The sequence below is a fragment of the Arthrobacter sp. 8AJ genome (assembly GCF_902506025.1).
Lineage (GTDB): Bacteria > Actinomycetota > Actinomycetes > Actinomycetales > Micrococcaceae > Arthrobacter.
In genome coordinates this window covers 1,095,839-1,117,929 of record NZ_LR733289.1, presented here as the reverse complement: position 1 = coordinate 1,117,929, position 22,091 = coordinate 1,095,839, and the positions used below count along the sequence as shown (strand labels likewise).

At 63.9% G+C, this 22,091-nt stretch carries 18 protein-coding genes; 13 read left to right on the top strand and 5 right to left on the bottom strand.

Translation table 11 applies throughout. The features are described from left to right. Positions 1-214: 214 nt before the first annotated feature. The 7 genes from BACI349Y_RS05155 to BACI349Y_RS05125 all read left to right on the top strand — a co-directional run bounded on the left by BACI349Y_RS05155 (position 215) and on the right by BACI349Y_RS05125 (position 7,636). The gene (locus BACI349Y_RS05155) at positions 215-607 is read left to right on the top strand and encodes a GntR family transcriptional regulator (protein ID WP_159631063.1); all 393 of its coding nucleotides are present in this window, start codon (positions 215-217) and stop codon (positions 605-607) included. Then, positions 604-1,686: a DUF1648 domain-containing protein gene (locus tag BACI349Y_RS05150; RefSeq protein ID WP_159631061.1), complete on the top strand. Its 1,083-nt coding sequence runs from the start codon at positions 604-606 to the stop codon at positions 1,684-1,686. Before BACI349Y_RS05155 ends, BACI349Y_RS05150 begins: the two co-directional genes overlap by 4 nt. Positions 1,687-2,126: 440 nt before the next feature. Then, positions 2,127-2,699, top strand: a complete 573-nt coding sequence (locus BACI349Y_RS05145; RefSeq protein WP_328699841.1) for a GtrA family protein — start codon at positions 2,127-2,129, stop codon at positions 2,697-2,699. A gap of 82 nt (positions 2,700-2,781) precedes the next feature. Continuing rightward, on the top strand, positions 2,782-4,449 hold the full coding sequence (locus tag BACI349Y_RS05140; protein WP_159631057.1) for a glycosyltransferase family 2 protein: 1,668 nt from the start codon (positions 2,782-2,784) through the stop codon (positions 4,447-4,449). Then, positions 4,446-5,948 (top strand): glycosyltransferase family 39 protein, encoded by a 1,503-nt coding sequence (locus BACI349Y_RS05135; protein ID WP_159631055.1) that lies wholly within the window; start codon positions 4,446-4,448, stop codon positions 5,946-5,948. Before BACI349Y_RS05140 ends, BACI349Y_RS05135 begins: the two co-directional genes overlap by 4 nt. Before the next feature lie 157 nt (positions 5,949-6,105). Beyond that, a complete protein-coding gene (locus BACI349Y_RS05130) occupies positions 6,106-6,933 on the top strand; it encodes a glycosyl hydrolase (RefSeq protein ID WP_159631053.1) in 828 nt (275 codons plus the stop codon). A gap of 82 nt (positions 6,934-7,015) precedes the next feature. Further along, a complete protein-coding gene (locus BACI349Y_RS05125; RefSeq protein WP_159631051.1) occupies positions 7,016-7,636 on the top strand; it encodes a PIG-L deacetylase family protein in 621 nt (206 codons plus the stop codon). A 32-nt stretch (positions 7,637-7,668) separates the two neighbouring features. On the opposite strand, the gene BACI349Y_RS05120 is transcribed toward BACI349Y_RS05125, so the two are convergent. The 5 genes from BACI349Y_RS05120 to BACI349Y_RS05100 form a co-directional block, all read right to left on the bottom strand. After that, entirely contained in the window at positions 7,669-9,258 is a 1,590-nt protein-coding gene (locus BACI349Y_RS05120; RefSeq protein WP_159631049.1) for a dihydrolipoamide acetyltransferase family protein, read from the bottom strand. Between the two features lie 2 nt (positions 9,259-9,260). Further along, positions 9,261-10,373 (bottom strand): alpha-ketoacid dehydrogenase subunit beta, encoded by a 1,113-nt coding sequence (locus BACI349Y_RS05115; protein WP_159631047.1) that lies wholly within the window; start codon positions 10,371-10,373, stop codon positions 9,261-9,263. After that, the gene (pdhA, locus tag BACI349Y_RS05110; RefSeq protein ID WP_159631045.1) at positions 10,370-11,596 is read right to left on the bottom strand and encodes a pyruvate dehydrogenase (acetyl-transferring) E1 component subunit alpha; all 1,227 of its coding nucleotides are present in this window, start codon (positions 11,594-11,596) and stop codon (positions 10,370-10,372) included. The genes BACI349Y_RS05115 and pdhA overlap by 4 nt, the downstream gene beginning before the upstream one ends. Before the next feature lie 721 nt (positions 11,597-12,317). Next, complete coding sequence (locus BACI349Y_RS05105; protein WP_159631041.1) at positions 12,318-12,932, bottom strand: S1 family peptidase; 615 nt, start codon at positions 12,930-12,932, stop codon at positions 12,318-12,320. Positions 12,933-13,060: 128 nt separating this feature from the next. Next, entirely contained in the window at positions 13,061-13,654 is a 594-nt protein-coding gene (locus tag BACI349Y_RS05100; RefSeq protein ID WP_159631039.1) for a hypothetical protein, read from the bottom strand. Positions 13,655-13,997: 343 nt separating this feature from the next. Here BACI349Y_RS05100 and BACI349Y_RS05095 point away from each other — a divergent pair, with 343 nt between their 5' ends. The 6 genes from BACI349Y_RS05095 (at position 13,998) to BACI349Y_RS05070 (ending at position 22,064) form a co-directional block, all read left to right on the top strand. Continuing rightward, entirely contained in the window at positions 13,998-14,462 is a 465-nt protein-coding gene (locus BACI349Y_RS05095) for an Lrp/AsnC family transcriptional regulator (protein WP_159631037.1), read from the top strand. Positions 14,463-14,831: 369 nt separating this feature from the next. Further along, positions 14,832-15,287, top strand: a complete 456-nt coding sequence (locus tag BACI349Y_RS05090) for a hypothetical protein (RefSeq protein WP_159631035.1) — start codon at positions 14,832-14,834, stop codon at positions 15,285-15,287. 77 nt (positions 15,288-15,364) lie between these two features. Then, entirely contained in the window at positions 15,365-16,501 is a 1,137-nt protein-coding gene (locus BACI349Y_RS05085; RefSeq protein WP_159631033.1) for a COG1470 family protein, read from the top strand. Between the two features lies 1 nt (position 16,502). After that, positions 16,503-16,994 carry a hypothetical protein gene (locus BACI349Y_RS05080; protein WP_159631031.1) on the top strand — a complete coding sequence of 164 codons (492 nt, stop codon included), beginning with the start codon at positions 16,503-16,505 and terminating at the stop codon, positions 16,992-16,994. Next, positions 16,991-19,111, top strand: a complete 2,121-nt coding sequence (locus BACI349Y_RS05075; protein ID WP_159631029.1) for a beta strand repeat-containing protein — start codon at positions 16,991-16,993, stop codon at positions 19,109-19,111. Before BACI349Y_RS05080 ends, BACI349Y_RS05075 begins: the two co-directional genes overlap by 4 nt. Positions 19,112-20,603: 1,492 nt before the next feature. After that, entirely contained in the window at positions 20,604-22,064 is a 1,461-nt protein-coding gene (locus BACI349Y_RS05070; protein ID WP_236560733.1) for a hypothetical protein, read from the top strand. The last annotated feature ends 27 nt before the right edge of the window (positions 22,065-22,091 follow it).

The window sequence follows — 22,091 nt, the reverse complement described above, 5'->3', positions numbered from 1 at the left end:
GTGATGCGCAATCCCCCTTCCCGGACGCCCCCGGCGCCCATCCGGACTATGACGCGTTCCACTTTAATAAGCTGCTGCCAGTGCGTAAAGACCCTGATTGGAAGAAATTTAAGGCACGACGGCGGCGGGCTGGGCCGGGCGCGGGAAAGAGGTCTGGCGACCGCGGCTCCTTTGTTCTATAACTAATAGAACAAAGGTAGGAAGGTGAAGGGCGTTGATCCTCAACGTCGACCTGGTTGCTGATGTGCCGATCTACCAGCAGATCCGGGACCAGATCGTGGAAGCAATCGCACACGGCGCACTGACCGAAGGCAGCCCGCTGCCGCCCACCCGGACGCTCGCCGCCGATTTCGGCATTAACTTCCACACAGTCAACAAGGCCTACGATCTCCTTCGCCAAGAGGGGCTGATCCGTCTCAGCCGCGGTTCCGGGGCGGTAGTGACCGCGGCGGCCACCGGCCAGCTCCTTCCGTCCGACTGGACCGCGAGGGCCAGGACGCTCCTGGCGGAGGCCGTGGCCCGCGGAATGCCCGCCGACGACGTGCTCCAGGCCTGCCGGACCCTGCTCGATTCATTTGGTGCCGCGGATCAGGAGGACACGCGATGATTGTTTCCGCCGTTCTGGGCTTTGTACTGCTGGGGCTGGTTCTCCTGCTGGCATTGGTGCTGCCGTCCGTCACCAGCAACACCATCCCCTTCGGAGTCCGGATCCCGTCCCGGTATGCCGCCGATCCGGTCATCACCGGGCAGGCGCACTTGTACCGGCGGCGCGTCCTGATCTGCGGGGGCATCATTGCGGCAGCCGGCGTGGTCAGCGTGGCGGTGACCGGGCAACCCCTGCTGCTGCCGTTGTCGGTACTGGTGCTGGTGGCCACCTGGTACGGCTGCTTCTTCCTGGCCCACCAGGAGATCCGGGCAGCGAAGCTTGCCGGCGGCTGGTTCGAAGGCCTGCACCAGGGCATCGCCGTGGACACGGAACTAAGGACCAATCCCCCGCGGTTCCCCTGGCTCTGGTTGGCACCGGCCGCGGTCATCACGGCCTCCGCCGCCGTAATTGGCATCCTGATGTACCCGTCCATGCCCCAGACCCTCGCCGTGCACTTTGGCGCCAACGGTGTCCCCAACAGGGTGGAAGCGAAGTCGGTGGGCTCGGCCTTTTCCCTGGTCTTCCTGCAGCTGGGCCTCACAGCATTCCTGGCGGGCATTGCGGCGGCCATCGTCCGCAGCAGGCCCGACCTTGACCCGGCCCGCCCGATGGGATCCTCGCGCTGGGCCCGGCACTACATGTCGCTTGGCGCCAAGGCCGTGCTGGGGCTGGTAGCCATGATCGACCTGGGACTGATGGGATCCTCGCTGCTGATGTGGACCGGAACGGTGACCCGGTGGGCGCCGCTGGTCATCGTGATCCCGGTCCTGGCTTCCGTGGCGGCAACCGTTGCGGTCCTGGCCAGGAACAACAGGGACCGCAGCGAAAATGGGGAGGACACGGGCCTGACCCACCGCGACGATGACAGGTACTGGCGCGGCGGCCTGATCTACGTCAACCGGGAGGACCCGGCGCTGCTGGTGCCGCGCCGGTTCGGCATTGGATGGACATTGAACTTCGGGAACCCCAGGGCCGCGATGCTGCTGGCTGGAGTGGTTGCGCTGATCGGCTTGGTGCTTGCCCTCCGCTTCGCCGGCTAAACGCGATTCTGACGAGCACCCGAAACCACACCGTTGAGGGGACTGCGGGGACTGGTTCAGAGAGTTCCCGTCAATAGGTCCACACCTGGACATCCGGCAGGCACCCCTAACGCGTTACGGGGCGACACACACGTCCCCTAATCCGGAAATAGGTACTCATAGTTGTAGGTAAATCGAGAATCAAAATCTAGGCTGATTTCTACCTCAAGCATATGGGGCCGAAACTAAACGTTTCGAAGCGAATGACGGCCTTCGCCACCAGTTCGCATTTGATGATTTGCTTCCCCGCACGATTTTTCGGCTGCTAGCTGCTGCCCAGATTTGAACCCGATGTGTTCCAAGCTCATTGCCGCGCTTGGAAGTGTTTGGTCACAGTCGAGTAGCAGCGTAATTGCAGCATGCCCGTGGGGGCAAAAGCGCACATTCGCTGGATGTGAAAAATGAATGTTGACCGTAATATACCGCGTTTTCGAATTTTGCAATTTCTATTCAAAATACGGTCTGGTCAGGATGTTTCCCGACCCGAATATTGCCCAAAACTCAACGACTGCGTGCCTATGCGTATCCAGCCGAGCCGGCGCAACCCTGTCCAGTCCCTTCACAAACGGGTTCTCCCTCGCATCGGCCGCCTAACGCGGTTCTCGGCGGTTGGAGCGCTCGGGACAGTACTCAACTTGTTCGTCATGGCCCTGCTTGTCCATGGCGTCTTCGACATCGACTACGTGGTGGCAGCTGTCGCCGCAGCCGAAATTTCAATCCTTCACAACTTCGTACTCCAGGAACGGTTCGTCTTCGCCGATATGCGGAACGGGATCAACTCCCGGCGGAAGCGCCTCACGCAGCACCTGCTTTTCAACAACGCAGAAGCGCTGGTCCGGCTGCCAGTCCTGATCCTCCTCGTCGAGACGGCGCATGTCATGGCGTTGCTCGCACAGGCGGTCACGCTGGCCGTCGCATTCGTCGCTCGGTTCATATTCGTCAGCCGCATGATCTACCGCCCAAAAACGGTCTAACTAGCTGCCGTCCCGCCATGCAGGCGCCGGGACCGTCTGCGCGACATGGCGCCCCAACAGCCCGTCCATCATATGGAGAGACATGTCATCGCTCGCCACCCGCACTACAACGCACGAGTACACGCTCGTGGCACCTCCCAACGACCAGGAGAAGTACGCCTACATCAAGGGACCACAGCACAGGTGGTTCTTCTGGGCGCACGCTATCGCCTTCGCAGGGATAGCCATCAGCTTGTACGGCTTCTCCCGCATGGATTACTGGACTCTAATCTTCTTGGTCCCGCTGGCCCTGTATGCAGGAGAGACTCTGTTAGGCCTGCGAACATCGACCTATCGTCGCGATGTGACCTTGCCGGATCACCTGTTCAGAGTTGAGACTTGGTCTCCGCCAAAATACCCCTCAATCGACGTCTTCCTGCCCACGGCCGGTGAGCCCCTGGACATCCTCAAAAACACGTACGGCTACGTGTCCAAAATTGACTATCCGGGCGATGTCACCGTGTATGTGCTGGACGATATGGCTCGTGACGACGTCGAGGCAGCTGCCAAGGCTCACGACTTCGAGTACATTGCACGCCCCGGCAGCGAATTCAAGAAAGCGGGCAACCTGCGGTATGCCTTTGACCGAACGAACGGTGACTTCATCGCCATCTTTGACGCTGACTTCGTTCCGCGCCCGGAATTCATCTCCGAGCTCGTCCCGTACATGGACGACCCTTCAGTGGGAATCGTACAAAGCCCACAATTCTTCACAACCCCAAAGTCAATGCATTGGCTGGAGCGCGCCGCTGGTGCAACCCAGGAGGTTTTCTACCGCCTGATCCAAGTCAGCCGCGCCTCGGTCAACGCGGCCATATGCTGTGGCACGTCAGCCCTTTACCGCCGGTCCGCCCTGGACAGTATCGGCGGCTTTCCGGCGATCGCACACTCTGAGGACGTCTTTACGGGCGTGACCATGGGCAAGGCTGGTTTCCGGCTTCAATACGTTCCAGTGAACTTGTCCCAAGGGATCTGCCCGGACAACATCGATTCATTTATCACCCAGCAGTACCGGTGGTGCGAGGGCTCGATGGAGCTCGTCAAGGGCGAGGAGTTCCACACCGGTTTGGGCCTGGACGGGCGCCAGAGGCTCTCTTTCTGGTCGGGCTTTTTCTATTACGCCACAACGGCGATGAACGCCTTTTTCGCCCCGCTACCAATCCTCATCATGATCCTGATTTTCCCGCAGTACATGGCAGCCGTGAATTTCCTGCCGCTAGTGCCCCTCCTGGCACTCTGGCTCGTTGCATATCCCCTGTTGCTCACCTCGCGCTGGCGCCTGGACGTGTTACGGGTACAACTCATCTACTCGTTTACGCACGCGGTGGCGATCCTCGATGTCTTCTTCGGACGGCAGTCGGAATGGGCGGTCAGCCACGGCACCGCGCAGCCCACCCCCCTGGCAGTCAAGGTCAAAAGAATCATCGCCGGCTACATTGGGGTCACGTTCGGAGCCGTTCTGGTCGGGCTCATCTGGCGCCTGTCGCAGCCGGAGCACTCGTTGGCCGACTGGTGGGCCGCCGTGGCCTTCGTTGGTGTCAACGCCTACGTCTTCGTGCCGGTGTTTCTGCTGGCAAAGGGGATCGATCTTCCTCGCTTCAGACTGCCGTCACGCAAGGTTGCCGGGAGAACGAGCCCTCATGACGAGGAGTCGAGGCTCGGCCGGATCTTAAGCGCCATCAGTGGCTACAAGAAGGGAGCCCGGGCGTGAGTACGATCACTCCAATCCATCCCAACGAAAGAATACCTGTGTGGAGGCTGGCAATCGCTTCCTTCTTCCCTGCCGGAGTCAGGCCACGCATCGCGTCCTGGACCAGGCATCTGCCTCTCGCGGCCATTTTGCTGGCCCAGGTGGCTCTCTCTTTACGCCTCAGTAACTCAGCGTTCGAGGATGAGGCCCTTTACATTGGCGCCGGTCACGACTACCTTCAACAGCTTTTCTCGGGAACCCCCGTCACCGTACCCTATGGTGACTCCTTCTCGGGCCTACCAATGTTCTACCCGGTTTTCGCCGCGGCCCTTGACACGGTCGGAGGGTTGAGTCTGGTGCGCCTCTTCAGCCTCGTCTGTATGGTCGCTACGACCTTGGCTATACGCGCAACAGCCCAGCACCTGTGGGGCAAACTCCACGGCAATCTTACAGCTGCGGCCTTCATCGCAACGGGACCTGTACTCTTCCTTGGATCGCTCGCTACGTTCGACGCCCTCTGCCTGGCGCTGCTTTCAGCCGCCGTTTGGATTGGCACCACGCGATGCACCTACCGTTCAGCTGTTCTAATGGGCGCGCTGCTGGCAGCGGCGGCAGCGGCGAAGTACACAGGGTTCGTCTTCATCCCGGTGGTCCTCGCGATGACCCTGGTAGGCTCGCAGCGCAGGCCACTCCGGGTGATCCTAGCCGCAGCCGTAACGGCATTAGTTCTGGCGTTGGTCTATTCCTTGGTCGGCCCCAGCATCAGTGGCGGGATCGCGTTCACCACGAGCCAGCGCACCGCGTTGATGCCGGCCTCGCTGAGCGTCTTGGCGGCCTATCTTGTCCAGAAAATCGGGCTGCTCCTCGTGCTCGCGCTGGCGGGTGCCGCGCTGCTGGCCCGTTCACTTCGCTCGACCCTCCTGACATTGGTGCTGCTGAGCGGTGCCGCTCTATTACCCCTAGCGCAGATGCGGCTGGGTGAGTATGTGTCTTTCGAAAAGCACCTAGCCTACTCCGCACTGTTCCTTGCACCCTTGGCCGCATGCGCCTTGGGAAGCCTAGTTCATCGCCGTTTAGGCCGACTCCTGGTTGTAGCCCTGGTTTGGACTCTCGGCCTAACAGGCCTTGCTGGGTCGTGGGCAATGTACCAGTGGCCGGACGTGCGCCCCGTCGTCGAGTTGGTCGAGAAGGTGGGGGCTCCGCCCGGTCAATATCTGGCCCCGGCAACCGCCCGCACATTGGGGTACTACATGGCCGACAACCCGCGCATCGAGTGGACTGAGCACTACGCGCTGTTCGATAGCGGCCAAGAGGCAATGCGCGCCTCGATCGATGGGGGGACCTTCCGAATGATCATCCTGCGATCGGGATCCACTGGAAACGTGAAAGAGGACTCGCGCACCTCTTTCTTCCGGGAGTTGGTGGCTAATAGTGACAAGTACCGACTCGTCGCCGCCCCGGTACCCGTCAGACGCTATGCCGAGGAGAACTGGCTTGTCTACGAACTCGTCACCCCGTAACCGTTATCACCGGGACTTCTCAGGGAGGATGTCAAGACGGCTCCTCCTGCTGGGTGCTGCGACCGGAGCTGTCGCGCTTGGGCTGCCACACAATCGATTTGGAGGCAGCATTTCGGGGGTTGAGCTCTACGCTCGCTGTTCCTTCGGCGCGTACGCCATGGACACAGCAGGGCACGAAGAGTTGGAAGCCCGGGTCGGGGCTCAGCTTAGGCGGTACGTCGCCTTCCATGATCTGCCCTCAGTGGGTGGCGGGGACGGATGGCCCCAGGTCGATGCGGATTGGTGCGCCCGTACTGGCCATGACCTGGTCATAGCTTGGGACATCCACACCGACATCAACCTCAACGGCGACCAGCTTCTGGCCGGAGCAATCAATGATCAGCTCGACTCCTTTTTCAACAAGGCAAAAGCCTTTCCTAACAAGGTGTCACTGCGTATGTGGTGGGAATTCAACGATGGAAACGGCCGCAAAGTCGGCAACTACCCAACCGCTTGGCCTGGAGGATATGCACAATGGCGCGACGGTTGGCGGTATGTCGTGGATCGCGCGAAGGCGACCGGTGCGCACGTCAGTCGTGGAGGAAACGTCACCTTCTTCTGGTGTGCGAACGGCGCGGATGCCACAGGCCTTCGCATGGAGGAGTTCTGGCCTGGCGCGGAGTACGTGGACATGATCGGTCTTGACGCCTACAACGACCACGGTGCCCCTTGGACGGAATTCGCCGACAAGATTCAACCGATGATGAACCGCATCCTTAAGCTGCCGGGCGCAACCGGAAAGCCTCTCGGCATCGGAGAAACCGGGTCCGTGGATATCAACAACGGCAAAGCCAATTGGTACCGGAACCTATTTATGACCACCAAGTGGGGTGATCTGAAGGTCGTCGATTTTTTCTCCGCCGTTGGCGAAGCGGACTGGAGGATCGACCATCCCGAGTCACTCCGTGCAGTCAGTGCCGAGTTCCTGCGAAAGGCCCCCAGATAGCCAGGAGCGGTCTGACAGCAGCAGCCTGGCAGCAATCTAACGACAGCTATTCCGACACCGCCCCCAACAGAGGAGTACCCCCGTGACCCGCGTACTGGCGATAGGCAGCCACCCGGACGACATCGAGCTGGGCTGCGGAGGCACACTGGCTCGCCACATCTCGTCCGGCGACGAAGTTCACATGCTCGTTATCACAACCGGAGAGTCTGGGCCCGGTGAGGTCAGCGGACGTGTACTTGAGCAAATTGCAGCCGCGCAAATCTTGGGAGTGCCCCGGGAAAACCTCTTCTGGGGTGACCTGCCGGACGGCAGGGTGAGCAATTATGAGCTCGACCTTGTTCACAAGATAGAGCTCATAATTACCCAAACACAGGCTGACGTTGTTTATACACACGGCAATCTGGACAGTCACCAGGACCACCGCGCAGTCGCCGCGGCCACCTGGGGCGCAGCCCGACATGCTAGCCGGGTGCTGTGCTACGACAGCCCCTCCAGCCACTCCTTCAATCCCAGCGTGTTTGTGGATATTACCGGTACGCTGGACAAGAAGTGCGAGGCGCTCAAAGCCCACAAAAGCCAGATCGGCAACTCCCGGATGGCATCGCCGTCATTGGTCGTGACCCAAGCTGGCTACCGAGGCTTCCAGGCAAGGGTGGAAGCTGCCGAGGGATTCATGCCCCACCGTTTACTTCTGGACGTATAGCGCAGGCGACGTCGTGCGCACCGGCGGGCGGGCTAGATGTCCGCCAGGAGGGACGTGGGGTTTTCGATGGCGTCGGCCACGAAGCGGAGGAAGCCCCCGGCCGTGCCGCCGTCGCATACCCGGTGGTCGAAGGTCAGGGTCAGCTCGGTGACCTTGCGGACGGCCAGCTCCCCGTTGACCACCCACGGCTTGTCGATGATCCGGCCCACGCCGAGGATCCCAACCTCAGGGTGGTTGATGATCGCCGCTGAGCCGTCGACGCCGAACACGCCGTAGTTGTTCAGCGTGAACGTTCCGCTGCCCAGCTCAGCCGGGGTCGCCTTGCCGTCGCGCGCCACCTGCGTGAGCCGGCGGATCTCCGCATCCAGCTCCCTTGCGCTGAGCTTCTCCGCCCCGCGCACGGAAGGCACCACCAGGCCGCGGTCGGTCTGCGCCGCAAAACCCAGGTTGATCCCGTCGAAGGCCACGATCTCCTGCGACCCGTCGTCGGCAGTCTCAATCCGGGTGTTCAGTTCCGGATACTTCTTCAACCCCGCCGTGACGAACCGGGCGATGAAAGCCAACAAACCCGGGACCTCCACACCGCTGGCTTTCAGCCCCTCGCGCAGCTCCATCAGGGCCGTGGCGTCCACGTCCACCCACACCGTTGCTTCCGGAATCTCGGACCGGCTGCGGGCCATGTTCGCGGCAACGGCCTTGCGCACGCCGCGGACAGGCGTGCGGGCCGCGACGGCAAGGCCCGTCCGCGCGTCGCGGCCCTGGGCTTCAGCGGACTCAGCAGGACGCACCGGTGCTTCCACAGGCGCTTCAACCGGCTCGGCTTCCGGTGCTGCCGCGGGCGCAGCCGCCGGCGCGGTGGTCCGCAGGGCGGCCTCCACGTCACGGCGCATGATCAGCCCGCTGTCACCGGAACCCGAAATGTCCCCCAGATCCACCCCGTGCTCCCGCGCCATCCGACGGACCAGCGGAGAGATCACGGCGCCAAGCTTTCCGGGCACCCGGGTACGCAGGAGCGCGAGCTCGTCTTCCTTGGACAGGCTGACCGGGGTGGACTCCGCAGGCTCAGCCACGGCCACGGAAGACTTCCGGGCACGGGTGCGCCGCGCCTGGCCATGGCCGCCGGGAGTTCCATACCCGATCAAAACATTTCCAGATCCAGCTTTTTCTTCCTCCCGGTACGTTTCCGCCTCAGCCGACGCGGATGACGCCGCCCCGGGAGTGGCATCGAAGGAACCGGACGAGGGACCCGATGCGAGCTTGCGAGCATTGGGAAGTCCGGTGCCGCTGTCGGAGCCGGCAGCATCGTCCGCAGGACGAATGCTGTCCGGCGAAGGGGCGGGGGCGGCATCGTCCGCGGCGGTCACCGGAGCGTCGGCGCCCAGGGGTGTGACCGAGATCAGCGGCTTCCCTACGTCCAGGGTCTCCCCCGGCTTCCCGTGCAGCTCGGCCACAATCCCGGCATACGGGGACGGCACCTCCACCGCGGACTTGGCGGTTTCCACCTCGGCGATCGGCTGGTCGACGGCGATCTCATCCCCAACAGAGACATGCCAGGCCACCAGTTCAGCCTCGGTGAGGCCCTCACCCAGGTCCGGCAGCAAAAATACGCGTGGTTCGCTCATGGTCAGTTCTCCCACTGAAGGTCGTCAACGGCGTCGAGGATGCGGTCCACGCCGGGCAGGTAGTACTTCTCGAGTTTGGGCGCCGGGTACGGGACGTCGAACCCGGTCACGCGGCGGATCGGTGCAGCCAGGTAGTGGAAGCAGCGCTCCTGCACCCGGGCCACAATCTCGGATGACACGGACGCAAAGCCATGCGCCTCCGCGATCACCACGGCCCGGCCGGTCTTGCGCACCGATTCGCATACGGTCTCATCATCGAACGGGACGATGGTCCGCACATCGATCACTTCCAGCGAGCGCCCCTCCAACGCCGCCGCCTCGGCGGCAGCCAAAGCAGTAGGCACGGACGGACCGTACGCAATCAGCGTCGCGTCAGTGCCGGGACGCGCGACGGCGGCCCTCCCCTCCGAGGTGCGTCCCGCCGTCGTACCTTCCTCATGAAGGCGCCGCAGCTCACCCAAGTCCACGGAGTCCTTGGTCCAGTACATCTTCTTCGGCTCCATGAAGACCACCGGATCGTCGGAGTCGATGGCCTCGCGGAGCATGCGGTAGCCGTCCGCCACGGTGGCCGGGGTGTAGACCTTCAGCCCGGCGGTGTGGGCGTAGTACGACTCGGAGGAGTCGCAGTGGTGCTCCACTCCCCCGATCCCGCCGCCGTACGGAATCCGGATCACCATGGGCAGCTTGACCATGCCGCGGGTACGGTTGTGCATCTTGGCCACGTGGCTGACGATCTGCTCGAACGCCGGGTAGGCGAACGCGTCAAACTGCATCTCGATGACGGGCCGCATGCCGTTGATGGCCATCCCAACAGCCATACCCACGATCCCGGACTCGGCCAGCGGGGTGTCGAAGCAGCGCTGCTCGCCGAACGTGGCGGTGAGGCCGTCGGTGATGCGGAAGACGCCGCCCAGGAGCCCTACGTCCTCGCCGAACACCAGGACTGAGGAGTCCGCGGACATGGCGTCGGCGAGCGCCGTGTTGAGGGCCTTGGCCATGGTGACCGGCTGCGGGCCGGCGGCCTCCGCGGACGCCGCTGCCGAGGCGGCCGCATGGGCGGTGGCGGCGGAAACGTTGCCGTTGGCCTCGGATGAGGTGGTGATGGTGGGGCTCACTTGCCGGCCTCCTTCGAGTCAGTGCCTGCTGCGTCGCGGGCCAGCTCATCGGCGAGCATGGCGGATTGTTCCTTCAGCTGCGGGGTCTGCACGGCGAACACGTGGCGGAAGAGCTCCTGCGGGTCCACGGGCACGTCCTCGCCGAGGCCCTCGCGCAGCTGCGCGGCAACCGCCTCAGCGTGCGCAGCGATCCTCGCCTCGCCGTCGTCGTCCAGCAGCCCACGGTCCGTCAGGTAGGTGCGCATCCTGTTCACGGGGTCCTTGGCCCGCCACTCCGCAACCTCGGCGCTTTCCCGGTATCGGGTGTCGTCATCGGCATTGGTGTGGGCCTGCATGCGGTACGTGTTGGCCTCCACCAGCAGGGGGCCGGAGCCTTCCCGGGCGAGTTTCACGGCGCGGTCCAGGACGGCGAGGAGTGCAACAACGTCGTTGCCGTCCACGCGTTCGCCCGCCATGCCGTAGCCCACGGCCTTGTGCGCGAGCGACGGCGCCACGGACTGGTGTGCCAGCGGCACCGAAATGGCGTACTTGTTGTTCTGGACGAAGAAGATGACCGGCAGGTGGAAGACGGCGGCGAAGTTGAGGGCTTCGTGGAAGTCGCCTTCGCTGGTGGCGCCGTCGCCGCACATGGCCAGCACCACGGTGTCCTCACCGCGCAGCTTGGCGGCGTGGGCAACACCGACGGCGTGCAGCAGCTGGGTGGTCAGCGGGGTGCACTGGATGCCCACCTTGTACTTGAGGGGGTCGTACCCGCCGTGCCAGTCACCGCGGAAGATGGTCATCACCTGGACGGGGTCCACGCCGCGGGTCATCACGGCCACGGCGTCGCGGTAGGTGGGGAACATCCAGTCGCCGTCGGACAGGCACAGGGCGGCGGCCACCTGGCACGCTTCCTGGCCGTGGCTGGAGGGGTAGACGGCCATGCGGCCCTGCCGGACCAGGGCGGAGTTCTGGTCGTTGACGCGGCGGCCGACGACGAGTTGTTCGTACGCGGCGAGCAGTTCCTTGTCGCCGGGCACGGGGTATTCGTGGCCGGGCTGGGTGCCCTGCTCGCTGCCGGCCTTGAGCCGGCCGTCCGGGTCCACCATCTGGATCTGGTGCCGGGCGGGGAGCATGTAGTCCTCCACCGTGATGCCGAACTTCTTCACAGCTTCCGTCAGCGCATTGTCTGGCGCTGCGGTGCTGGTGGTGTCCGGCGCGGTGTGGTCTGCGGAGATCGTCATTGGTCCGTCCTTCGGTAGCCACTATTCCCTCCCAGTATTGTCCTGACGCAGGTTTCGTATCCAGCACCTGCGCGAATCGTGGAGAAGCTGCTCAGAACTGCCTACTATGGGAGACGATTTGTAACTGTGACGTGGATTACCGACGGGAGTTGTGGACAAAATGCCGGGCCGGAAGTTCTCTGGGCCACGCGGGTGATCAACTTCGACTCGCATCTTCCTGTCCGCAGACCCAATTCCGTTCGCACAGGAGAACGTGCGAGTCATGAAGAAGCGTGGGCGTCGCTACACACTGGACGGCACGCCGCCCACTTTTCGTCCACGTCCTCGCCTACGCTTCGAGGAGCGCACCAAGTCATCGGGCACCTGCCCGGGTCTCAGAAGCTATGGAAGGAACCAGTGTCATGCACTATGTCGTCCTGCAAGTGATACTCAAAGAAAAGCTCTGGGGAACCGGGTCAGGCAACCTGACCTCACTCGAGAAGACCATCAACGACCAAGCCGCTAAGGGCTACCGCTTGCACACAATTACTACTTCCAGCAGCGGCAGTAAGGGACTTGGAGGCGGAGACCGAATCCAAGCGACATTGGTCTTCGAGAGCCTAAGCTAGGCAGTCACTCCCATATCTTCGCCCCTGTTACAACACCGCCAGGGAGCGGGTGCTGGAGCGCACCCGTGCCTTGCAGCGTGGCCTGGCGTCAGCGGTGAGGGACGGCGGCCTACTCAGTCGCAGGACGTTTGATTTGAGAACTTGGACGGATCACGCAGAACTTGCGACAGGGTCTCAACTGGCACCGCAATGTATTGGCCGCCCCCTCCTGCGTAGGCCACACCGACCAGTTTCCCCGCCTTGTCCACTAAGGGGCTGCCTGAGCTGCCGTGCTCGATAGGGGCGCTGTTGTACATCATTTGAAACGGGGAGGAGCCCAGAGGATCATTGCCGTACCGAAGCACTTTACCGCTGGTGGTGGTCAGCTCTCCGCCCAACGGGTATCCGACTGCCGTCACCTCCGCACCCGGAAGCGGGTTTGCGGAGGCCAATTGCAGCGTGGCAGGCAACGACTCCTTCGTCCAAACAAGCGCCAGATCGGCGACTACGACTGCGCCGACCGCGTTGACCGTGATGTCCCTTCCGTCGTAAGTGCTCACCTGCAGAACGGTCGCACCGCTGACGACGTGCCTGTTCGTCACAAAAACACGATCGGCAATCGCGAAGCCCGACCCGCGCGAAACCCCTCCGCACCCGATATTCCGCACTCGCAGTGCGGCCCGTTCAAAGGTGCTGAACCCCGACAGAGTAGCTTCAGGACTTGGCGTGCTTGTGGTTGCAGCAGCCATCGACTGCGCCGGAGCCACCGATCGTGCCGAGCTTGCTGCGGGCGGCGGTGGGACAGGGGCCAACCCGCATCCGGATAGAGCCAGCAAACAGAGCAGTCCGGTAGACGTGGCGCGCACTCTTGCCGCTATCACCTCAGACTCTGAATAGTCCGTGTGAGGCTGTCACTGTCAGCCTGTGCAGCGTTGCACTCCGAGTTCACACCCTGGACGAAACTGATCAGTGAAGCCTGTTCGTAGGCGGTGAAGTTGACCAAATAGCTCTGGAGTTTCTTCAGGTCTGCTATGCACGTCGACATCTTTGAACTGACGTTTTGGGAGGCGGCAACTACCTCCGTCAGGAATGCAGCGTTGTCCCCGATCTGAGCCTTCTCATTTGCCAGCGAGCGGATCCGGGCATTGGTGTCGCTGAGCTGGTTCTTGGTGTCATTCAGCTTGCTGTTGGAATCATTCAGTTGTTTGTTCAGATCAGCATTCTTCGCTGACAACGCATCCCGCTCGGCGGTCATCGACGTCAGACTACGCGTCGTCTTATCGGCCGTCGCTCTCCACTGTTCGGCCGAATTGGTGCTGTACGCGTACGCTGCACCAAATCCGAGGACAGCGACCGACAAAACCACGATGGTTAGTACATATGGCCATCTCCGTTGCCTGCGGTTTTGCGGTAGGGGAACGGTCTCCATCCCCAGCGGCAGCAGGCCTCCCGGACCAGGATTTTCGATCATTTCGTTCCCCCGTTAGGTGTAACAGCTAGGCAAGATTATGAATGGCAATTCCTTTGACGACCAAGGAGGCCCTGAGTTGTGTCAGGTCAAAACGGAATTGTGAAGGGGCCAGCAAAATTCAGCCGCTGGCGTCTTCTTAGGACACGTTAGACCGCAGCACGGTGGGGATGCCCAGCCGTTACTCGTAGGCTGCGCAGCGCTCCCACGTCCCGGGGCGGTGTCAGAGTCCTGCTGTTTACGATTCGTACGGGGTTTCTCGGAGATTGCCACACCTGTGCACAGAAGTGCCTACACTGAAAGACAATATGTAGAAGCGGACCGAATTGCGGGGACGGTGGACCAGGTGGCTTCGAAGGACGGCCAGGCGGAGCCGGCGGAGCTGGATGAGATTGACCGCCGCATCATTGCCGAGCTCACCCGGGACGGCCGGATGTCCGTCACTCAAGTGGCGGAAAACGTTCACATCTCGCGGGCGCATGCGTACTCGCGGATTGCCCGGCTGACCGGGGACGGGGTGCTGACGCGATTCACGGCGCTGGTGGATCCCATCAAGGCGGGGCTGAAATCCTCGGCCTACGTGACGCTGAAGCTGAAGCAGGATTCCTGGCGCGAGCTCCGCGATCAGCTGGGCGCCATCCCGGAGGTGCACCACATCGCGCTGGTGGGCGGCGACTTCGACGTCATCCTGCTGGTCCGGGCCGTGGACAACATCGACCTCCGCCGGGTCATCTTCGACCAGCTTCAGTCCATGCCTGGCGTGCTCGATACGCAGACGTTCCTGGTGTTCGAGGACGTGGATACGCGGTAGGAAATTCAGCGCCCAGCGCAGTACTTATTCCCGCATTTGATGTTCCAGGTACGCAAGATTTCCTCAATGTGAGCGCTCCATAGCAGTACCCGAAGTCAGCGGGGACTACTACTTGGGTTGCCCCTTTTCGCCTTGAGCCTTCACGGTGCGCCGAGAAACTTCCACGGCAACGCAGCTCGGAGAACGCAGGTAGTGGCAGCGCTTACCGAGTACCCGGCTTCTTGAGGTTTCAGAAACTCGGGTACCGGTACCTGTTGTTGCGCCTATTTGGCTCCGACAAATATTGGGTCATCGATCCACCGGAAGGCACCTGGATGGAGCCACCAATGGGGGAACGGGTTCTCAATCACACATTCAAGGAGCTTCTCCATGCGCAAGATGACCAAGAAGAACAAGATCGCCGCTGTTGCCGCTTCCGCCGCCCTGGTGGCCGTTGGCGGCGGTGCAGCGTACGCCTACTGGAGCACCACGGGTGGCGGTAATGGTTCAGCCGCAGCCTCGCAGGGCACCTCTCCCATCACGATCAACGTGACGGTAGCACCGGGCGTTGCCCCCGGCACCCCGAAGGGCATCACCTACACAGCCACCAACCCGAACAGCAGCAGCACTCCGGTGACGCTGGCGAAGCCTGTGGTCACCACCAGCTCTGATGCCTGCCTGCCCGCTTGGTTCTCGGCCACCGCCCCGACCGGCACCACCACGGTGCTCGGCAATGCAGACGGCACGGCCCTCGGCACCGGAACCCTGACCCTCAATGACGATCCTGCCGTCAACCAGGATGCTTGCAAGAACGCCACCATCACGGTGACTGTCGCCAGCAACTAACTAAGCGAGCGGGCCGGGGGCGGTGCGAATCCGCCCCCGGCTTGCCGTCATTTGCACCGAAGAAAGAGGGGCACAGGGTGCACGAGCAGGACGGGCATGCGCGGCGTCGCAGGCGGATCGGTATCAAGGCAGCGCTGGTGGCGCTGGTGCTGCTGCTGGCGGGTGCCGGATCGCTGATCGCGGCGGCAAACAATCCAAAGCCCGGCATTACGGTGCAGGTCTCCCCCGCAAGCCAGTCCGTCCAGCAGGGCCAGTCGGCCTCCTACACGGTGACCCTGACCTCCACCGGAGGCTTCAGCGGCGCCGTCAGCCTGGCCGCCGCGGGACTTCCGGCCGGGGCAACGGGCGCCTTCACGCCGTCGTCCGTCACCCTCAACTCCGGCAGCAGCGCAACGGCCACCCTGAACGCCACCACCGCCGCGACCACGCCGGCGGGAACCAGCTCAATCACCATCACCGCGGCAAGCGGCAAGGTCTCCGGCAGCGTGACGGCCAGCCTCACGGTGAACTACAAGATCTCCAGCTCGTTCTCGATGACAGCCACCCCGGACTCGGTAAGCATGCCGCCGGGCGCCACCGCCGTCTACACGCTGCAGCTCAGCCGCAACAACTTCACCGGCCCCGTCACCTTCAGCGTCCTGGGCGGACTTCCGGCGGGAGCAACGGCGTCGTTCTCGCCCAACCCGGCCACCGGGACCTCCACCACTCTCCAGGTGGCCACCACCAGCGCCTCCCCCACCGGAACCTCCAGCCTGTACCTGGTGGGCACCGGCAAGGACTCCTCCGGGAAGGCGCAGTACGCCTACGCGAATGTCCAGTTGGTCCTGGACTCCACCATCAAACAGTTCGGCATCACCGGGAACGTCCCCGGAACCCTGTCCCCCGGCACGTCGGCCGGACTGAACCTGCAGATCAGCAACCCCGTCAACAAGCCGCTGTCGCTCACCAACCTCTCGGTCGCCGTCACGGGCGTCACCCGGAGCGCGGCCGCCGTGGCGAGCAACCTGCCCTGCACGCCGGCCGACTTCACCGTCACCCAGTACAGCGGCCCCTACCCGCTGGCCATACCGGCCACGGGCGGTTCGCTCCAGGGGCTCAACGTCGCGCAGACTGCCTGGCCGCGGGTGGGAATGCTGGATACGTCCACCAACCAGGACGGCTGCAAAGGCGCCACCCTCCAGCTCAGCTACTCAGGATCAGGACAGGGGAACTGAGATGACCAACACCAGCAGAGGCCGGGGCCTCAGGGCAGCTGCCCTCGCCGGGCTCCTGGCCACCGCCGGCGCCGGAACCGCCTACGCCTACTGGACTGCGTCCGGGACAGGGGCGGGATCCGCGGCCGCCGCCACCATGCAGGCCGTCACCGTGGACGCCCTCGTCGCCGGCGACCACCCCAGGACGGCTCTCTATCCTGGCGGCAGCGCCGACGTCGTCCTCCGCCTGACCAACCCCAACCCGTACTCGGTGCAGGTGTACAGCGTGACCGGCAACGGCCCCGCGGTGGCCGACGCGTCGCACCCCGGCTGCACCACCACCGGCGTCAGCTTTACCGGGACCGCCGCGCCGCTGTCTCCCGCCACATACGTTCCCGCTAATTCGTCAGCACTCATCACCCTCCCCGGAGCGGCCGCCATGGATACCACCTCGCTCGCAGCCTGCCAGGGCGCAACATTCAACCTCCCCGTCACAGCGGAGGTCCGGAAATGAGCCTCGCCATCCGCAACGCGTCCCTCTTCACCGGCCGCCGCCCGTCCCGCAGGCTGGCCTGGATCATCACCGCGGTCCTGCTCCTGCTCGGCACGGGCACCGCGGCCTACGCGTTCTGGGCCTCCACCACCAGCAGCAACAACGCAGCCGCCGCAGCCGACACGCTCTCACCCGGTTCCAAGCCCTCGGTCACCGCCAGCGGAGCCGCACTCTCCGTCACCTGGGCCAACGGGACCACCGTCAACGGCCGTCCCGCCACCGGCTACACCGTTGCCCGCTACTCAGTTGCCACCGGCGGGACCGCCATCCCGGCCACGGGCGGCTGCGCGGGAACCGTCACCACGCTCACCTGCACCGAGCAGAACGTCCCGGGCGGCACCTGGTACTACACCGTCACCCCGGCCATCGCGCTCTGGACCGGAGCCGAGAGCCCGCGCAGCAACGGCGTCAGCAGCGATGCCATTGCGCCGACTGCCTCAGCCACAGTTTCGCCCACCCCTAACGCAGCCGGCTGGAACAACACCAGCCCCGTCACCGTAACCATCACGGCCGACGACGGGACGTCCGGTTCCGGCGTCGCCTCCATTACCTACGTGGTCGACGGCGGCGCGCAGCAGACGGTCAGCGCGGCCGCTGCCACCATTCCGGTCATGGGAGAGGGTACGCACACGGTGTCCTACTTCGCGACGGACAAGGTTGGCAACGCCGGGTCCGCGCAGAGCCAGACGGTCAAGATCGATACCCAGGCGCCGGCTGCTCCTGCCTTCTCCACCGTTCCCGCCTACGTAAGCCAGGCGACGGTTTCCGGGGTGACGGTCAGCGGCACCGCCGAAGCAGGGACCACGGTCAACCTCGTAGCCAGAGATGGCGCCGGGCATTCAGTGCTGGCGACGGCCACCGCTACGCTGGGCTCCTGGTCCGTCAAAGTTGACCTGACCGGCCTGGACCAGGGCACCGTTACCTACTCGGCAACCGCCACGGATGCCGCAGGCAACACAGGGACCGCCAACACGGCCACGAGCGCGAAGGACACCGTCGCCCCGTCCCCGGCTGCCAGTGTGGGCGTGCCCACCTACGTCTACACCGGCAACGTCTTATCCGTTCCCGTCACCGGCAGCGCCGAAGCCGGGTCTACGGTGACCGTAAGCGCCACCGACACCGCCGGCACCACCCCTGTCACGGGCACCGCCACTGCTTCCGGAACGGGCGCCTGGTACCTGAACCTGAACCTTGGAACCCTGGGCCAAGGAGCAATCACCTACACCATCAACGTCACCGACCCTGCGGGCAACACCAGTAGCGCTGTCACTGCATCGGACACTAAGGACACCGTGCTGTCCCTAAAGCTCAATTCCCTGCCGACGATCTTTTCGGGCAACGTGAAAAACTACCCGGTCAGCGGCACCACCGATTCCGGTTCCACCGTGAACCTCACGGTCACCGACTCGGCCACGGGCGTCCCGGCAACCGCATCGGGCTCCGCCTGGACCACACCCGCACTGGACCTCTCCAGCCTCCGGGACACCTCAACAAGCAATCCAATCGTCACGGTGACGGTCACAGCCACTACGGGTGACGCTGCGGGCAACACCGCTTCTGTCAGCGCCACTGTCACCAAGGACACCACCGCGCCGTCCGTCACGGGCGTTGTCCTCACCAACGGCGGGCCGAAGCAGTATTCGGCGGACAAGGGCGACACCCTAACCATCACATACTCCGAGGCCCTGGATCCGGCGAAATTCTGCACCAGCACCAGCGGTGCCACCACCTTCAACGGCATCGCAACGCTGACTGACAACACCCTGAACGACACGCTCAGCTTCTCAACGGCAGACTGCACGGGACTCAGCATCGGCAGCATCTCGCTGGGGGGCAACTACGTTTCGGGAACAGCCACATTTGGGCCCAACGCCAACGGATCCGGTGGGGCGTCCACTCTTACGTGGAACCCCACTGCGAAGACGTTCACCATCAAGCTCGGGAACTCCGCCAACGGCAGCACCCTGCAGAATGTGACCGCGGGACAGCCCTCCTACACGCCGTCGTCGAACCTCGCTGACATGGCGGGCAACACGGCCGTACCTGGACCGGGCAACTGGGGAACTTCAGGTTTCTGACAGTTCCGGGGCGCAAGAGGATGCCACCTATCCGTGGGCAGAACCGCCGCCCCAGTATTGGAAGCCGTCATAGCAGTGGCGGGAGCAAAATGCCGCGGATGGAGATGGGGGCAGGGCCATCCCGCAATACCGGCACTTTGGCTTGGATCGCAGGATCTGCTTCACGATTTTCAGCATGAAAGAACGGTAGGCGCCCGCTCCGCGGATGTGACCAGTAATTGATACTTCACTACAGATCGCCGCCATACCTGCACGGCTCCTACCGCGTCGGCGGCCTTGAGGAACGTGGGGCTACCTTGATGGATTCTTGAGCGGATCCAAGCCCTCCCTTGAGGCAGGCCGGGCAAAGTGATGCCGAAGGGACGGAATGCAGCCTTGCTGCAACTGGGTGCTGGGCCCAGTACCGCCCACCGTCGGCTAACGCCGATGGTCTCGGACGCCTGGCGGCACCACCAGTGGCGTCGCCAGGCACCCACTCCACGTGAACCACAGGCCAGGGGCCGGCGGCGGAGGCCAAGGATCAGCGTCGATCCGAAAAAAGCCGCCGGCCCCCACACAACACACCGGGCGCCATGCCACATCACCAGGCGCCGTCACGTGCCACAGGTGCACCGAGTTTCAGCGGAACCGGTCACCCTGCAGTCCACCCGATGACTGCAGGGTGAGCCATTCAGGAACACGGGCGCGCCCTGGGCTTTTCCGGCCGATGTCCCAAAATATGATGTGCTGCCGGGGCGCCATCATCCGGCAGCAACCACGGTACCCCGCTGGCGGAACCCCGCAGAAGGGTTGCGGGCACCCGACCGGCGCAGCCGGCTACCCAATTCCAAGGGCAGGTTGCCGGCGGGGCACGCCCGGCAAGCCCCCGCACCTACCCAACGGACGACGGCGGCACGCCCCAGGTTGGGCGACGCCGGCTCCTCACTTCCTGCGGCGCAGCACAATCACGATGTACAGGGCGGCGGCCACCGCCACCAATGCCCCTATGCTGACACCTGCACTTTGTCCGTCGAGCACTCCAGGGATCCTTTGCGGTTGCACGTCGCTGCCGGAGGTATCAGGATAGGACGTTCCGCGCCTGCGGCGACTCCTTAAGGCGGCGCTTTTATTCTTCAGCAAGCCTTAAGGACCTTTACTCAAATCATTGGATGTTTATTAATCGATTCAATGGTCAGTTCTTGATGTAGGGCCTTTAGTGTCATGTCCGGGCCGCTCCTCCCTGGAGCGGAACGCGTTCCTACGCACCCAAAAGCTTCCGGGTTGCCCCGCAGGGGTCCACCCGGGTTCTACCGGGGCCGGCGGCGGTGTGTGCCCTCCTGAGACCAGGGCGCATCCCCCCAGTCGCCGTCGGCCCCCCAGCTCCTGGCCACCATCCACACCCCTTACGCTTCACGACGCTGGCGTCACCCGCTGCCCTGGGCGCGGCCGACCAGCCGCGCGTGTTCCCGGGGCAACAGGTTTCGCAGCTCCCGCCTGCCGCCCGAAGGAAGACATGACGTCACTGAAACATCTGCTGCAAGACACCTATGCCCGCCAAATGTTCGTGTTCGTTGTTGTGGGCCTGGCCTTGTCCGCCATGGTGCCGTTCGGCAGCAGGTTCCTTACCGGCGGCTCACCCGTCCTGGTCCTGGCGGCGGCAGTGCTTCCCCTGCTGCTGGCGGTAGCGCTCATCGTCACGCCCCGGATCTCCAAGGCAGACCAGCAGGCCGCAGGCGGTTCGCAGGAACGCCTGGGCGCGGCCCTGCTCCTGTACCTGTCCCCGGTGCTCCTGCTGAACGCCGTCTACCCGCTGGTGAGTCCCGCCATGGCCGGCATCAATGTTGCAGGGGTGCCGCTGACCTACGTGGTCTTGGCATCGTCGGTCACCGTGCCGTGGCTGGCCCAGGCTGCGTGCCTGCCCATCTACCGCGTGCTCGGTGACCTCATGGCCGAGCGCAATCTCGGGGAGATCACCCGCCGGTTCTGCCAGCACTGGCCGCTGATGTTCGTCCAGTCCCTGCCCCTCGTTGCGGTGTTCGCGGTTCCCCTGTGGCTGGCCACCGGCTGGTCCTGGGACGCCATGATGCACTACGTGGTCCTGTGCGTCCTGCACCTGCTGTTCGTGCAGTCTCTGGTGCTGGCCAACGTGGCCAACCGCCGCGGCTTGTGGGCTGCCGCCTGGTCCGGCTACGCGGCCGCACTGTTCCTCGCTCCTGCCGCCTGGTGGCTGCCGCCGGTGGTCGGAACCGCCACGCAGCTCGTTGCCATGCGCTCGGGCCTGCGCCACCTGGGCATCACCAAGCACCTGGGCGCACGGGTGTTCGGTGCTGACCTGGTCCGCGGCCTGCTCATGGGCGCGGTCCTCTGGGCTGACAAGTATGCGCTGTTCCTGGTGACCGGCGGCGCGTTCCAGGTTGTGGCTGTTTTCGCGGCCATGCTCCCGGCAGTCATCGCCTACAACTTCTACTTCGTCCACCTGGCACCCGGCGTGGACCGGGCCCTCGGCAGGCTGCACCACGACATCGCCACCGCCCCGGTCAGCGTCCTGAAGGGCAGCTCCAGCCGGCTGGTCCGCGTCCTGGACCGATCGGTGGTCCTCACCGGAGCGATCGCCGGGCTGCTGACCCTCTCGGTGTCGCTGGCAGTGTCCGGCCTGGACCCGGCCAACACGTTACTGACGGTTGCCGCCGCGCTGGCCTCGTGGTCCTTCATGATGCTCACGCTCCTGAACTACGAGCTGGACTTCATCGGGGAGAAAGTCACGCCCCAGATCCTCGGCGCCGTGCACCTGGCCGTGTGCATCGCAGCCTTCGCCGGCGGAGTCCACCTGATCGGCACCTCGCTGCACTCGGCCAGCTACCTGATCCTGGGGGCCGCTGACTTCGTCCTTATCGCCGTCGGCTGGACGCTCTACAAGCGGCACTGGAGCCAGCCCGAATACACCCTCTTTTGGCGGCACGCCACCACGTGGTGACGCGGCTCCCGTCACCACCGCACGTCC